This window comes from Candidatus Aalborgicola defluviihabitans, from assembly GCF_016705985.1.
Classification (GTDB): Bacteria; Pseudomonadota; Gammaproteobacteria; order Burkholderiales; family Burkholderiaceae_C; genus Allorhodoferax; species Allorhodoferax defluviihabitans.
Genome location: NZ_JADJKN010000002.1, coordinates 800668 through 816449, shown reverse-complemented (window position 1 = coordinate 816449; position 15782 = coordinate 800668). Strand labels below are relative to the sequence as shown.

Below are 15782 nucleotides of genomic sequence, written 5' to 3'. Positions count from 1 at the left end.
TCATCCCCCGCTTCGGTTGGCCGGGCGGCGCGAGCCGTCCAGGCGATGGAGCGCATACTGTTCGCCGGGCGCAAATCGATCTTGCTGGTCCTGCTGCTGCTGACGATGGTCATGGCCTGGTTTGCAGTGCAACTTCGAGTTAGTGCCGGCTTCGAAAAGCAGATGCCAACTGGGCACGAGTACATCCAGGCCTTCCAGGAGTACCGCTCCGATATGTTGGGGGCTAACCGGCTCAATATCGTGGTGCGGGCTCGCCACGGTACGATCTGGACAGCTCCCGCGCTGACGCGGTTGTTCCAGGTCACACAGGCGGTGAGCTTCTTACCCAACGCCGAGCGTCTGGGTGTGCAATCGTTGTGGACACCGAACAGCTTTGTCAATGAGATCACTGAAGACGGCTTCAGGGCCGATCCGTTGATCGACGGCAGCATCGTGCCTGAGTCCTTGAATCAGGATGTCATCGACAAAATTGCCCGTGCCACTGGTCAGGGCGGTTTTGTCGGCACACTGGTGTCCCGCGACCAGACCAGTGCCATGGTAATCGTCGAGCTCAACGAGGTAAGCGTGGATGGAACGCCGCTGGACTATGTCGCGTACAACGCACAGCTCGAAGCCCTGCGTGCCAAGTTTGAGGACCCTCAGTTTGAAATTCAGATTATTGGCTTTGCCAAGCAAATTGGAGATATTGCCGAAGGTGCACGCGGGGTGCTGGTGTTTTGTGGCATTGCGCTGCTGCTGACGGCTGCCGCAGTCTACTGGTACTGCCATTCGGTTGCGCTCACGCTGTTGCCTGTGGCCTGCTCACTGGCCTCATTGGTGTGGCAATTCGGAACCTTGCGCTTGGCCGGTTTCGGCCTTGACCCGTTAGCAGTGTTGGTGCCATTCCTGGTGTTTGCCATTGGCGTCTCGCATGGCGTGCAGCAAATCAACTACATCGTGCGCGAGATCTCACATGGCAAAAGCACCGAGGCCGCCGCACGTGCCAGCTTCAGTGGCCTGTTAATCCCAGGCACCCTGGCGCTGGTGACGGCTTTCGTGTCGTTCATTACGCTGGTTATGGTTCCCATTCCGATGGTGCGCGAGTTGGCGATTACTGCCTCGATTGGTGTTGGCTTCAAAATCGTCACCAATCTGGTGATGCTGCCGCTGGCAGCGTCGTTGTTTTCATTCGACGTCACCTATGCGCGCCTGGCGATGCAGCGACAGGAGAGCCGCGCCAAGGCCCTGCGTCTGCTGGCGCGCGTGGCGGTGCCGCGCAACGCCTTGATCGTGTTGGTGTGCAGCGCTGCGGTGTTTGTCACCGCCGTATGGCAAAGCCGTGACCGGGTCGTCGGCTCGCTCCAGCCGGGAGCACCCGAACTGCGTGCCACCTCGCGCTACAACATGGATGCCACGTCGATCGCCACCAATTACGACACTGGACTGGACTGGCTGAGCGTCATGTTTGAGGCACCGCCAGGATCCTGCGAGAACATCGCCATTGCTGACTATCAAGACCAGTTTGGCGAAGCCATGGGGAACACACCCGGAGTCCACGCGGTTTCCTCTTTTTCCGACCTGCTCAAGGTCTATAACGAAGGCTATAACGAGGGTAACCCCAAGATGGCGGTGGTCCCGTCCGATCCAGCCAACTATGCAGGGTTGGGGGTAGAAATCGGCCGAATTCGTGGCTACATGCGCAAGGATTGCAGCATGACAGCGGTGCACCTATTTCTGACAGATCACAAGGCCAGCACCATCAACGGCGTGATTGCCGCAGTGAAACGCTTTCGCGACAACCACCCGCTGGCCGGTGTAACGATTCGCTTGGCTGCTGGCAATGCCGGCGTATTGGCCGCCACCAACGAGGTGGTTGAACGCAGCGAGCTACCCATGATGGGCTACGTCTATGGTGCCATCATCCTACTGGTTCTGTTGGTCTACCGTGATTTTCGGGCAGTCATTGCCTGTTGCCTGCCACTGACGGTGGGCACCTTCATCGGCTACTGGTTCATGAAGGAGCTACAGATCGGTTTGACGGTTGCCACGCTACCGGTGATGGTGCTTGCAGTTGGCATCGGTGTCGACTACGCCTTCTATATCTACAACCGCTTGCAAATGCACCTCGCGGCGGGGCAGAACATCGTCAAGGCGCTGGAGCATTCGATTCTCGAAGTTGGCATGGCCACCATCTTTACCGCCATCACGCTGGCCGTGGGCGTAGCCACCTGGTCATTCTCCGAGCTAAAGTTCCAAGCGGACATGGGCAAGCTATTGGCCTTCATGTTCCTGGTCAACCTGGTGATGGCGATGACCACGCTACCGGCGCTGGCGGTGTGGCTGGAGCGCCTGTTTCCGCGACGCCATCCGGTGCGTGCACCAGGCATTTTGAGCCACTGACAGACCGGTTCCCATGAAACCTATTTACTCTCTGATCGCCGCCGCGTTGCTTATGCCGTTCGCACCCTCGGCATGGACCCAAGGAGTGAACCTGGCTGATGGCGTCGCGCTACGTCGCGCCCCGGCGTGGGTCAACAGCGTACCTGCCGGAACGCCCTTGCTGGGTGCTGCACGCAGCGGCGAGCGAATGATCGCCGTTGGAGCGCGCGGCATGGTGCTGGTGTCAGATGACGCCGGTGGTACGTGGCAGCAGGCCAAGGCCGTGCCGGTCAGGGTAACCTTGAGTGCGGTTTATCTGAATGCTGATGGGCGCGCTTGGGCGGTTGGGCAAAATGGCGCCATCATCGCCAGCACGGATGGTGGGCAAACTTGGGTCTTGCAGCGTTTCGACGCGGCAGCCGACCGACCGCTGTTCTCGGTGTATTTCAGTGACGCCAAACATGGCGTTGCGGTGGGCCTGTGGTCCCTGGTATTGGTGACCGCCGATGGTGGCACTTCGTGGACCGAGGTCAAGCTGCCCGCGCCTCCGGATGGCGGCAAGGCCGACCGTAATCTTTTTAAGGTTTTTGCGGATCCTGCTGGGGCGCTGTACGTGGCCGCCGAGCGTGGCAGCGTGCTGCGCTCTACCGATCACGGAGCGACGTGGTCCTATCTGACAACTGGCTACAAGGGCTCGCTGTGGGCAGGCGCGGCGCTGGATGACGGCAGTTTGCTGGTCGGTGGATTGCGCGGTAGTCTTTACCGCAGCACAAACCATGGTGCATTGTGGCAAGCGGTTAAATCAGGCACTCAGAGCTCCATTACCGACATCGTTGCGGCGGGATCGAATGTCACGGCGGCCGGGCTTGACGGCTTGGTTTTACAAAGCGTCGACGCTGGCGCCAGTTTTAAAGCCACCGCACGTGATGATCGCTTGCCGCTGACGGCGGTGCTGTTGGGCGACAAGGGGTCAATGCAGTTGTTCTCCAAACAGGGCGTGGTCAAGCCTTGAACACCCCGCTTGCCAAGTTGAATCTGATAAGGCTGCCATTTTTTTGTATTGCGTTGAACCATGACCTATCCTGACCTCAAACTCCATATCGACGGTGCGTGGGTGGCGGCAACCGCATGCGGTCAGTTGCCGGTTTTTAACCCAGCTGACGGATCAGTCTTGGGCCACTTCCCAGTGGCCGGCGAGCCAGAACTACACGCGGCGCTGGCGGCGGCCCGTCGTGGCTTCCTGACTTGGTCCAACACATCGCCCTATGAGCGCTGGCGCATTATCACGCGGGCCACTGAGCTGCTGCGAGAACGCGCGCCCGCCATTGCGAAGATCGTAACCCTGGAGCAAGGCAAGCCGCTGGCTGAGTCATTGCGTGAAGTTCAACTCTCGGCCGACATCATTGACTTTCTGGCCGAGGAAGGCCGTCGCTTGGGCGGGCGCGGTGTTCCACCGCGGGTCGCCAACGTGCTCAGTCAAACCGTGCTGCGTGTGCCGGTTGGGCCAGTGGCGGCTTTCACGCCATGGAACTTTCCAGTCAACTTGCCCGCGCGCAAGCTCGGCGGTGCACTGGCAGCTGGTTGCAGCGTCATCATCAAGCCGGCCGAGGAAACTCCCGCCAGTTGCATGGAACTGGTGCGGGTGTTTCAAGATGCCGGACTACCGCCTGGTGTGCTCAACATGGTCCTTGGGCACCCGGCGGAAATCTCTGATCATTTGATAGCCAGTACCGAAATTGCCAAGATCTCGTTTACAGGTTCGACCCCCGTCGGACGTGTGTTGGCTGAGAAGTCGGCCCATTACCTCAAGCGCTACACAGCCGAATTGGGGGGCCACGCGCCAGTGATCGTTTGCGCCGACGCCGACCCTGTTGCGGTAGCCAAGCTGGCCGTCGCGGCCAAGTTCAGGGGTGCCGGGCAAGTGTGTGCATCCCCCATCCGCTTCTTGGTGCACCACTCGCTCTTTGCCGAGTTTCGCGATGCATTCGTGGCTGGTGCGCAGGCCCTGAAAGTTGGCTCCGGGCTTGAGCCCGGTGTGCAGATGGGCCCGCTGGTAGCGCAACGACGCGTGCTCGAAATGGAAGCCCTGGTGGCCGATGCGTTGGAGTGCGGGGCGAAGCTGCTGTGTGGTGGTCAACGCATCAACAGACCGGGCTATTTCTTTGAGCCGACCTTGATTGAGGGCGCGCCGCTAATGTGCCGCGTGCAGCAGCAAGAGCCATTCGGGCCGATCGGCCTGCTGGACCCGTTTGATGATCTGGACGACGCCATCGCGAGTGCCAATGCTTTACCGTACGGTCTGGCCGCCTACGCCTTTACGCGGGATCTGGTTGGTGCGGACCGGCTGAGCCGTGGGTTGCATGCAGGGATGGTGGGCATCAATCATTTTGGCGTGTCCCAGCCTGAGACGCCATTTGGCGGACTCAAGGACAGCGGCTTCGGATCCGAAGGAGGTCTGGAGGGCTTGTTGGCCTACACCGAAGTGAAATTTGTGAGCGTCGCAGCATGATTGCAGACTGCAACCCGCAAGCCACCACGGTCCCGCCACCGAAGGCATTGTTGCTTGATTTTGGCTCGGTGATGAGCGTCTCGGTGTTTGAACGCCACCGCGACACCGAGCGCATTTTGGGGCTTCCCGCTGGCACGTTGACCTGGCTTGGCCCGATTGCGCCTGACACCGATCCGCTGTGGTTGGCGATGCAGCGCGATGAGATTACCGAACGCGGCTACTGGTCCGCCCGGGCCAAAGAGTTGGGCGAGCGGATGGGGGAAGGTAGCTGGGATGTGCACACCATGCTGATGCGGGTACGCCAGACTGATCCCAACTCCATCGTGCGCCCCGAGATCAAGCGGCTGATTCGCGCCGCCAAGGCCGACGGCATTGTGGTGGGCATCCTCTCCAATGAGCTCGAGCTGTTTTACGGCAGTGAATTTCTGAGTCGAATGGACGTTCTGGCTGACATGTCCGTCATCATTGACGCCACGCACACTGGCATTCTCAAACCCGACCCTCGCGCTTATGCGGAGGCGGTTTCGGGTTTGGGCGTGAAGCCCGGCGAGGTGCTGTTTGTGGACGACCAGTTTCGCAACATTGTGGGTGCCGACAAGGCCGGTTTGCAAACTCAATTCTTTGATTTGCGCGACGTGGAGGGCAACCTGGCTGCCATCGCCGCGCGTCTCCAACTTACTTTACAGGTAACCCCATGACACGCATGACCCCGACCGAATTGAAGCAGGCCAACGCTCGCAGCCTGTGGCATCCCATGGCGCACCCAAAGGCGATGCAGGACACGCCGCCTGACATCATTGTGCGTGGCGACGGCAGTTGGATCTGGGACGTGGACGGACACCGCATGGTTGATGGCGTCGGCGGCTTGTGGAGTGCCAACCTTGGTTTTGGGCGGCGCGAAATTCGTGACGCAGTAGTAGCGCAGATGGACGAGCTGCCGTTCTATAACATCTTTCGCGGTACCACCCATGCCCGCGCCATCGAGCTATCGGAGCGGGTGGTCAACCTGATGCAGCCTGACGGCGTCAGCGCCGTGTTCTTCAGCAACGGCGGGTCCGACGCGGTCGAGAGTGCCCTCAAGCTCGCGCGCCAGTACTGGAAGATTCAGGGTCAGTCTGATCGCATCAAATACATCTCCCTCAAGCAGGGCTACCACGGGGTGCACTTCGGCGGCATGAGCGTCAATGGGAACACCAATTTTCGGCGTGCCTACGAGCCACTGCTGCCAGGCTGCTTTCATGTCGATACGCCTTGGCTGTACCGCAACCCATTTACCCAGGACCTGGAGCTACTTGGAAAGATCTGCGCCGAGATGCTCGAACGCGAGATTGTGTTTCAGGGACCCGATACCGTGGCCGCTTTTATCGCCGAGCCGGTGCAGGGTGCTGGCGGTGTTATTGTGCCGCCGTCCAATTACTGGCCACTGATCCGTAAGGTGTGCGACAAATACGGCGTGCTCCTGATTGCTGATGAAGTGGTGACCGGCTTTGGCCGCACCGGTCATCTGTTTGGTACCCGGATGTGGGGCGTACAGGCTGACATGTGGTGCTTGGCCAAAGGTATCTCTTCAGGCTACGTACCACTGGGCGCCACTGCGATTTCTACAAAAGTTGCCGATGTGTTTAGCCAGGGCGATCCCGCGCTGGCATCGGTGGCTCACGGCTACACCTACAGTGCGCACCCGGTTGCAGCCGCGGCGGCGTTGGCAACACTCGACATCCTGGAACGTGAAGACATTCTGGGCAACGTGAAGCAGCAAAGCGATCGCTTGATGTCCCGGTTGCAAGCCCTGGGCAAGCGTTCGCGCCTCATTGGTGACGTGCGCGGTGTCGGCTTGATGGCATGTCTGGAGATGGTGGCAGACAAGTCCACCAAGGCCGCTTTTGGCCGTGGTGCCAAAGAGGTAGCGATGGTGGCACGTGGCGCCTACGAGCGAGGCGCCATGGTACGAACTTCGGGCGCCAACATCATCTTGTCGCCCGCCCTGACCATCAGCGGAGAGCAAATCGACCTTCTGTGCGATGCGCTGGACGAATCTTTCGCCGCCGTAGAACGCTAAAGCTACAAACCCTCACGCAGGAGCTATTGCTATGAATTCATTGTCCACCCCGGCCATATCAAGCCTACCCAAGCCCCGAGCCGGACTGGGCTTTGGCGCGCTGCTGGCCGCCTCCATCGGCGTCATCGTGGCGCAAATCGGTATGGTCGCGGTCATGCAAGGCGTCGGCATCGGTGGCTGGGGCTTTTTTGTCGCAATGGTGGTGGCGTTTGCGATTGCGCTGGCCAACGCCATGGCGTACGCCGAGATGGCCTTGATGATGCCCAGCGCCGGGAGCTTGAGCAGCTATGCCGAGGCTGCGATTGGCAACTTCCCGGCCATCTTGCTGGTCTTCGCCGGCTATGTGACGCCGGCCCTCTTTGGCCTGCCGGCTGAGTTGATATTGGCGGACCAGATTTTGACCCAGGCGATCCCCCTGCATTTGCCGCCGTTTGCCTGGCCGGTGATGCTGGTGGTGGTGTTTGCTGGCCTGAACATTCTGGGAACCGATGTGTTTGCCAAGGTGCAGACCACGTTGAGCTTTACCGTGCTGCTGTTTTTGGTGGTGACCGGTCTGCTGGCATTGTCAGGGCAGGCGGCCACACCAATGGTGGGTGGTTCTACGCTGGCGTTCGCTGCCATGGGTAAAGACACCGTGACGATGGGTGTTGTGGCGCTGGCGTTTTGGGTATTCGTGGGGTCTGAGTTTGTTACGCCGCTGGTGCCTGATGCCAGCAATGCAAAGCGTGATTTGCCGCGCGCCATGATCGGTGGGTTGATTCTGATTTTTCTGGCCGAACTGCTGTTTGCGGTGGGTGCTGCAGCGCTGATCCCGCGCGACAAACTGGCTGCCTCTGCCACGCCCCACCTCGACTATGCGGTGGCGGTGTTCGGTCCGAACGCGCGCGTTTGGTTCGCCGTACTGGCGTTATTGGCATCGGCCAGTTTGCTCAACACCGTGCTGGCGGCCGTGCCGCGTATGCTTAGCGGCATGGCTGAGAATGGCCAGGTGTTTCCGGTCTTCAAGCGGATGCATTCGCGATTTGGTACACCGGTGGTGGCGATTCTGTTTGTGGCGGCGCTACCTTTGATCGGGCTGGCCTGGTCGGGCGGCGACGCTATGGCCATCCTGCCGTTGACGATTGCTGCGTCAGTCGCGTGGTTGCTGGCTTACATCATGGCGCAGGTGTCGCTGCTGGTGCTGCGTTGGCGCCACCCGGAGATGGCGCGGCCCTTCCGCATGCCTGGTGCGCCGTGGCTGCCACTATTGGCCATCGGCGGTATGACGTACGTTGTCATCAACAGTTCACCAGCGCCCGAAATGACGCAACAAATAGTGCAGTACACCGGCATCGTGTTGGCCTTGTTCGCCGTGGTGGGTGCGATCTGGGTCAAGGGCGTGATGCGCAAGGGTTTGTTCGAACCAACTACACCGGTGACGCACGGTGCAAGTCAGTAGTTCAAGCGTGTAAGGGTACACAACACCATGAAACAAGGTCTGAGAATTCTGATTGTCGGCACGGCCGACACCAAAGCCGATGAGCTTCAATTCATGAAACGCTGTATTGAGGCGCAAGGTGCCTCGGCAGCCATCATGGATGTGGGCGTGCTGGGTGTGCCAAGTTTTCAACCCGAGTACACCAATGGCAGCGTGGCGGTGGCAGCCGGCACCACGCTGGCGGCTATCGCGGCGCTCGGCGACGAGAACGCGGCGATGACCCAGATGGCCCAAGGCGCGGTCAAGTTGACGCTTGATCTCTATCGTGCAGGACAGGTTCATGGTGTGCTGGCGTTGGGCGGCACCATGGGCACCGATTTGGCTTTAGACGTGATGGCTGCATTGCCGTTGGGTATGCCCAAGCTCATTGTCACCACAGTGGCTTACTCGCACTTGATTGCGCCGGAGCGTCTGGCTCCTGACTTGATGATGATTCTGTGGGCCGGAGGACTCTATGGTCTAAACACCATCTGTCAGTCGATTCTTAGCCAGGCCGCAGGCGCTGTTTTGGGTGCCTGCAGCACGGTTGTTGTCAGCGTGCCCAATCAGCCCCGGGTGGCCATCGGTTCGCTAGGGAAATCTTGCTTGTCGTACATGGTGCGGTTGACCGAGGGGTTGACCGCGCGGGGGTATGAGCCGGTTGTTTTCCATTGCACCGGGATTGGTGGGCGGGCCATGGAGACGCTGATCGAGCAGGATCAATTTGTCGCCGTGTTTGACTTTGCGTTGGGCGAGGTCACCAATCATCTGAATGGCTCGGTCGTCAGTGCTGGCCCTAGCCGCCTGGAAGGGGCTGGTCGGCGCGGCGTGCCGCAATTGGTGGCACCGGGCGCAAGCGACATGATCGATGTACAAAGCTGGTTGCCACTGCCACCCCGGTACGCAGTGCGCCCCTATCACGCACACAATCGATTGATTGGGTCTGTCATCACGACAGAGGACGAGCGTCGCGAACTGGCGCGCACGATTGCGGCCAAGTTGGCCACCTCCAAAGGACCGACCGCGCTGCTACTACCGCGTCACGGTGTGCACGAGTGGGACCGCCCCGACCAGCCATTGCATGCCCCGCAGGCCCACGCCGCTTACATGGACGAGTTCAGGCGCTGTGTTCAAGATCCAATTGAGTTGCACGATTTGGACGTGCACATCAACGATGATTCCTTTGTCGACGCCGCATTGGCCATCTTTGATCGCTGGGTGGCGGAAGGGAAAATTCCGGCTGGGGTCCGAAAAAGGTCGCTCCGGAAGGTACTGTCAACCTCCTGAGGATGAACGGATACGAATTGCTGTAGTTGGCGTGTCGATTTGAAATCGGCGCAAGACCTTCTCCCGCACTCGCTTTGGCTAATGCGAATTCTCGGCCCGGTTGTTCAAGGCGTCTGGGATGCGCTAAGCGAGAAGTACTTCCACAACCGGGTGTTTAAGAGCCTTGACGCGTTGGAGGACACCTGCTGGCAGCATTGAAAACTCTGGAAGACAACCCCAGCTCACTTGGCTCAATCGTGTGGTTGCCCTGCATCGTGGCTGCACTATTAACTTCATTGATGAAATAGAAATGCAATATGGTGTCAGGTAGCCCGTTTTAACTTGCCTTGGTGACTGTGCGGGCGGGTGCCTTTTTTGCGGGAGCTTTCTTGGAAGCCGCTTTGGTTGTTCCAACCTTAACTGGTGTTGCTTTGACTGCAACCACTTTCTTGGCCGACGCCTTGCCATTGGATTTCTTGGTTACAGCCTTTGCCGCCGCCTTTGTAACTTTTGCTGCCTTTGGCTTGGCCGCTGGAGCTAGTGCTACCTTCGTTCTGGCCGCTGCTTTGGGTTTGACCGGTGCAGCGGTGCTGGAGCCGGTCCAAGTCAGGCGGGCTTTTTTGGCCAGCGTGACAACTTTGGCAATGGCTTCGTCGGTAAACACACCGTTGACGCCCGAGATGGCCGCCAGCTTCATGCCATGCTTGAGGCCCAGCTTGTAGATCTCTTTGACCTTTTCCCACTCGGTATCGCGCCCGACGGTGAACACTTCGAAGCGGCCTTCGAGTGCCAGCACGATGGTTTCTGCCAGGCAGGCATAGATCACGTTGGGCGGCAAAGAAATGCTCTTCATACCCTTGACCTTGGTCGGCAGGTCAATCTCTCCCGACTCGATTACCAGCACGTCGGGGCGCTTGGCCACGTCGCTAGCTGGCAGGTCCAGAGGGCGTGCTACGTCGGTGATAACGCAACCAGGCTTGACCCGCATGATGTCCAGAATCTCTTTGCCGGCACCCGAGGTGGATGTGACGATCATGTCCATATCGGCCAGCAACTCGTTGTAGTCGATGGTGGTGAAGACTTTCGCGTCTGGTGTTTCCTTCAGTATGGAGGCCTTGAGTTCATCAAGTTTGCTCAACGTGCGCCCGGCCAGGTAGACCTCGTCGAACGACATGGCCAGCAGCCGTGCGCTGACAGAACCGATGGAGCCAGACGCCCCGATCACCATGGTCTTGGCGGCCACCTTCTTGTTGTGCTTGTTGATGTGCACCAGTCCCATTCTTCGCATGGCGTCTGCCGCAGCCCACAACGCGCCCGAGGCGCTGTAGCTATTGCCTGTGGTAATCGGCAAGCTGGAGCGGCGTGCCACGGTCACACCGGCATCGCCCACGACTTTGGTAAAGGCACCCAGACCCATGATTTGCGCACCCATCTTCTCGGCCATCTTGGAGGCCTGCAGCAGACGGCGGTAGGTGAACTCGGGGCTGCGCGACAGCATTTCCTTGGGCGTGCCGCCCACGCTGATCAGCCAACCTTCAGCCTCTGCGCCCGTGGGGGACACGATGTTGCTCATCTTGCAATAAACCATGGGGGGCATGTGCGCGGCCAGGGTCTCTACTTTGTCCATGACAAACTTCGGCGTGGCTTTGGGGATGGGGAAGGCGTTCTTGATGTAGTTCTGGCTTAAGGGGTGGATCACAAACGCAAAGCGGCGGATGTTGCGGAACTTGCCAGTGGGGTGCAACAAGCGTGGTTTGATGTCCAGCTCGTTCAAAATCTCTTCGAAGTCGTCGTCCGACACTTCTTCTTGCGGCTTCTCCAACGCGGCCAGAATCATGGCCTCAATGGTGTTGATGCCCACCACCTCGGGAAACAGCTTGGGCGACACGTCGATGACCAAGTTGACCTTGCACTTGGTGAAAAAGGCCAGGCGCTGGTCGTCAACCGCCGACGTGATGATGGTCTTGCCTTCCAGGTTGGAGGCATTGCTGACGGCCTTGAGTTCGGCAAAGGTGCCCACGATGACGTGCGATTTGGCCACTACATCGGCCACCATTTTATTTTTGAAACCCGATAGTGCGGCTTCCAGCATCTGGCCGGACTTACCCTGCAGCATGTACTTGCTACCCTTGGCATACAGCTCCAGTTGGTCCAGCGAGCCCAGCATCGTGGGTGCGCCAGTCTGGAACAGCGCATCGGCAAAGCTCAGGTTCTTGGTGTAGTCGGACATGGCAACCGCCATGTCGTAGTTGCGCATGCCGGAGAGAAACAGCACCAGGTTGTTGTTGAAATAGTGGCCCAGTTCTTTTTGCACGTGGCGCACGGCGCGCACTTGCAGCAAGCGGCGCAGCGTAGCGCCGGTGGTCACCGGCACACGGGTCACGACGTTCAGCAGGCGCTGGGTTTCTTTGTTGATGACGGTGCGCAAGCCAACCTGGTAGTGGTCAGGGATTTCACCCAGGCCGATGGCGTCTACCGTGGCCTGCTGGCGGCGCATCAGTTCCCAGGCCTTGCCTGTGTCTTGATCGGCACCCATGCGGCGCACGGAAAACGACTGCCCCAGGAAATCGGTTTTGAATTCGAAATCCTGCTTGGACGAACCCAAGGTGACTGTGACTACTTTTTTCATTGTTTGCTCCTCGTATTGCTTTTTAACCCAACCGTCAAAACCCGTGCACGCACATTAGTTTTTGGCCGGCTTTTGTGACTTCTTGGCACTGGTGCGCTTGGGCGCACTTGCAGCGGCTTTATCCGCCTTGGTGCTAGATGGTTCCTTGGGCGGCAGTGCCTTGCGTATCAGGTCTTCACACTGCTGCTGCGACATATAGCGGGGCACCGGATATCCGGTGTGTGCCTCGTGGCAGGCTGCGACTGCCAGCTTGGGGATGTCGGCCTCGCGCAGCGCCGCCAGTGTGGTGGGAATGCCCAAGTCACGGTTGAGCTGGTCGACCGCATCCAGAAATTTTTGTGCCAAGGTGTCGGTGTCTTCATTTTCCGTTCCAACCTTGGCAGCAACCGCCAACAGGGCCAGCCGGTCCACGATGGCCGGGTGCGAATATTTCAGCACATAGGGCAGCATGATGGCGTTGGCCAGACCATGCGGCGTGTGGTACAGGCCGCCAAACTGGTGGGCGATGGCGTGCACATAGCCCACGTTCGCGCGGGTGAAGGCAAAGCCGGCGTAGGTGGAAGCCAGCGACATTTTTTCGCGCGCGGCCAGGTTCTGGCCATCGGTGTAGGCGGTGCGCAGGTTCTCGAAAATCAGGCTCACCGCCGACAGCGCCATGCCATCCGAGTACGACGTGGTCCAGTTGCCGACAAACGCCTCAATGGCGTGGGTCAGGGCGTCGATACCGGTGGCCGCCGTGATGTGGGGCGGCAGCCCGGTCATCAGGGTCGGGTCCAGCGCGGCCATTTTTGGCACCATGCGGGGGTCGACGATGACCAGTTTTTTGTGTGTGACGGGGTCAGAGATCACGGCCGCCACCGTCACTTCAGAGCCGGTTCCGGCCGTGGTGGGTACCGCGTAGATCTTGACCGGCGCGCGCAGGCCCTTGAGGTAGCCGGCCAACTGATTGAGTGGCTTGGGGTTGGATACCGCCACGGCAATGGCCTTGGAGGCATCCATGCTGGAGCCGCCGCCAAAGGCGACGATGGCATCGCAGTCATGCTCGTGGAAGAAATCGATGCCCTTCTGGATTAGTGGAATGGGGGCGTCGGGTGTGATTTCGTCAAACACCACGAACTGTGCGCCGCCAGCATTCAACGCATCGGTCAGGTCCTTGAGCAGGCCCAACTTGGAGATGATGCTGTCAGTGACGATCAGGATTTTTCGGTGGCCAAAGCCGGCAACGGCCTGGCCCAGGCGGGCGCTGGAGCCGGGGCCGACCAGCAGCGTGGGTTGTGGAATGGGAATGAAGCGGGTTATCAGCCCCGCACCCTTCATCAAAGCCCCCAGTCCCTTGGCGCGGACGGTGTTGCGCATGGATTCGGAAATCACGAGATAGCTCCTGGCATTTGGACAAAGATGGCACTGTAGTATGCCCATACCTACAAGAGTTGGGGCGCCAACCTAGACGCGGACAAACCCTGATGGCAGGGCACGCGCACAGTGAGCGAGCGTGGGGGCTAAGAAAGCAAGCGCGCCAGGGCCGTGAGTGCAGCTGTCTCGGCCCGCAGCACGCGAGGGCCCAGCGTGACCGGCGTGAAGCCACTGGCCACTGCTGCGACTTCTTCGCCGGCGCTCAGGCCACCTTCAGGCCCAGAGAGAAACGTGGTGTGCGGCGCAGTGCCGTGGGCCAGGTGTTGGCGCAAGGGGCTGGAGCCGTCGCACAGGGACAGCAGCCAGCGGGCATCGTCGCCCTTGGGTGCCAGGGCTTGCAGCCAGGCTTGCAGGGTCTTTACCGGCTTCACCAGCGGCACGCGGTTGCCGCCGCACTGTTCACAGGCCGCAATGGCCACGCTTTGCCAGTGGGCTACTTTTTTCTCGGCGCGTTCACCCGAGAGGCGCAACACGCTGCGCTCGGTCATCAAGGGCTGGATGCTGGCCACACCCAGTTCAGTGGCTTTTTCTACCAACCAGTCCATGCGCTCGTTGGCTGGCATGCCCACGGCCAGGTGCACGGCGTGGTGGGCTTCGCGCTCGACTGCATGGTGGGCACCCACCAAGACCTGCACGTCGCTGCGACCCATGTGGGTGATTGTGGCTTCAAATTCGCCACCGCTGGGTGCGGCGCCATGCCAAGCCGCCGTGGGGTCGCCACTACCGTTGAACAGGGTGATGCTGTCACCCGGCTGCAGGCGCAGCACCTGCACGTGACGCGCTGCGCCAGCCGGCAGTTCCAGCGGGGCGCCGCTGGCCAGGGGTGCGGGGCAGTAGAAGCGGGGCATATGGATAAATGCTATGAATATAGGAGCTTGTTACGTATATTCGACGAGGGCTGGAGTGTTATTTGACTCATGATCGTCCGAATGAATAGGCGTTTGGAACGGCGATGCCTTCGATACGCTCCACCAGGCGCAGCAGGGGTTTGAGTTCCATATAGCGGCTGCAGGTGGCGCGAATGTAGTCAATAAAACGCGGGGTGTCGGCCAAATACTGCGGCTTGCCGTCGCGCAGGGTCAGGCGGGCAAAAATGCCGGCCACTTTCAGATGGCGCTGCAGCCCCATCCATTCCACGCCCTTGTAAAACTCGCCAAAGTCGTCGCCCACCGGCAGGCCGGCCTTGCGCGCCTTTTCCCAGTAGCGGATGGTGACGTCCAGGCAGAAGTCTTCATCCCAGCTAAGGAAGGCGTCGCGCATCAGGCTGGCGATGTCATAGGTGATGGGGCCATACACGGCATCCTGAAAGTCCAGTACCCCTAGACGGGTGGCAGTGGGGAGCCCCGGAGTGAGCGGCAGCGAGCTACGCATCGGGGTCACATCCTGGACCATCAGGTTTCTGGGCATAAAGTCGCGGTGCACAAAAACGCTGGGCCAGGACAGGTTGGCGGTGATGATTTTCTCGAACGCGTCGTCCAGAGTCTTGCGCTGGGCAGCGTCCAGAGTGAACTGGCGGTGCTGGGCGATGTACCACTGTGGGAATAGCTCCAGCTCGCGCAACAGCAGGGGGCGGTCATAGGGTGGCAGCACGCCTTCACGCGAGGCTTTTTGCCACTGCACCAGGGTTTCCACGGCATCCAGATACAGGGTCAGCGGCGGTGCCGCAGTGGGATTGATCACCTGCATCATGGTCTGCGTCCCAAGGTCAGTGAGCAGCATGAAACCGTTGGCCTCATCCCAGGCCAGTACCTGGGGAGCTTTGAGGCCGGCCTCGGCCATTAACCCGGCTACGTGCACAAAGGGTTGGCAGTTTTCTTTGTCGGGCGGGGCGTCCATGATTACCAGGCTGCCGCCACCGGATGGTGGTACGCGCTCCACCCTCAGGTAGCGACGAAAGCTGGCGTCCGCAGAGGCCAGGCGAACGGAGTTCAGGACCAACCCGTGGGCGGATTGCAGACCGGCCAGCCAGGTGGCGAGCAAGGCCTGGCGCTGGGGATCGCTCCACAGGGTGGACAGGGGGGCGGGGGGCGTGGTGGGGCTGGCAGTGGGGCTCATGGATAATCCATTCTACAAAGCCCATTCCACATTGCTG

General features: G+C 60.0%; 11 protein-coding genes. 7 read left to right on the top strand and 4 right to left on the bottom strand.

Features of this window, described 5'->3' with window-relative positions; translation table 11 throughout:
• Positions 1–45 precede the first annotated feature (45 nt).
• Genes IPI80_RS04235 through IPI80_RS04205 form a run of 7 tightly spaced genes read left to right on the top strand, consistent with a single transcriptional unit; the run spans position 46 to position 9669 of the window.
• A complete protein-coding gene (locus IPI80_RS04235; protein ID WP_413857602.1) occupies positions 46–2379 on the top strand; it encodes an efflux RND transporter permease subunit in 2334 nt (777 codons plus the stop codon).
• A 13-nt stretch (positions 2380–2392) separates the two neighbouring features.
• Positions 2393–3370, top strand: a complete 978-nt coding sequence (locus IPI80_RS04230; protein WP_413857445.1) for a WD40/YVTN/BNR-like repeat-containing protein — start codon at positions 2393–2395, stop codon at positions 3368–3370.
• Positions 3371–3430: 60 nt separating this feature from the next.
• The gene (locus IPI80_RS04225; RefSeq protein WP_413857443.1) at positions 3431–4867 is read left to right on the top strand and encodes an NAD-dependent succinate-semialdehyde dehydrogenase; all 1437 of its coding nucleotides are present in this window, start codon (positions 3431–3433) and stop codon (positions 4865–4867) included.
• Entirely contained in the window at positions 4864–5565 is a 702-nt protein-coding gene (locus tag IPI80_RS04220) for an HAD-IA family hydrolase (protein ID WP_413857441.1), read from the top strand. The genes IPI80_RS04225 and IPI80_RS04220 overlap by 4 nt, the downstream gene beginning before the upstream one ends.
• A gap of 5 nt (positions 5566–5570) precedes the next feature.
• The gene (locus tag IPI80_RS04215; RefSeq protein WP_413857600.1) at positions 5571–6926 is read left to right on the top strand and encodes an aminotransferase class III-fold pyridoxal phosphate-dependent enzyme; all 1356 of its coding nucleotides are present in this window, start codon (positions 5571–5573) and stop codon (positions 6924–6926) included.
• Between the two features lie 31 nt (positions 6927–6957).
• Entirely contained in the window at positions 6958–8364 is a 1407-nt protein-coding gene (locus IPI80_RS04210; RefSeq protein WP_413857439.1) for an APC family permease, read from the top strand.
• A gap of 27 nt (positions 8365–8391) precedes the next feature.
• Positions 8392–9669, top strand: a complete 1278-nt coding sequence (locus IPI80_RS04205) for a Tm-1-like ATP-binding domain-containing protein (protein WP_413857437.1) — start codon at positions 8392–8394, stop codon at positions 9667–9669.
• Positions 9670–9985: 316 nt separating this feature from the next.
• Here the strand turns inward: IPI80_RS04205 and IPI80_RS04200 are convergent, their stop codons facing one another.
• The 4 genes from IPI80_RS04200 to IPI80_RS04185 form a co-directional block, all read right to left on the bottom strand.
• The gene (locus IPI80_RS04200) at positions 9986–12277 is read right to left on the bottom strand and encodes a saccharopine dehydrogenase NADP-binding domain-containing protein (RefSeq protein ID WP_413857435.1); all 2292 of its coding nucleotides are present in this window, start codon (positions 12275–12277) and stop codon (positions 9986–9988) included.
• A 54-nt stretch (positions 12278–12331) separates the two neighbouring features.
• Positions 12332–13648: an iron-containing alcohol dehydrogenase gene (locus IPI80_RS04195; protein WP_413857433.1), complete on the bottom strand. Its 1317-nt coding sequence runs from the start codon at positions 13646–13648 to the stop codon at positions 12332–12334.
• 128 nt (positions 13649–13776) lie between these two features.
• Positions 13777–14538, bottom strand: coding sequence for a 16S rRNA (uracil(1498)-N(3))-methyltransferase (locus IPI80_RS04190; protein ID WP_413857431.1), 762 nt, complete (start codon positions 14536–14538; stop codon positions 13777–13779).
• A gap of 67 nt (positions 14539–14605) precedes the next feature.
• On the bottom strand, positions 14606–15745 hold the full coding sequence (locus IPI80_RS04185; protein WP_413857429.1) for an aminoglycoside phosphotransferase family protein: 1140 nt from the start codon (positions 15743–15745) through the stop codon (positions 14606–14608).
• Between the last annotated feature and the right edge of the window lie 37 nt (positions 15746–15782).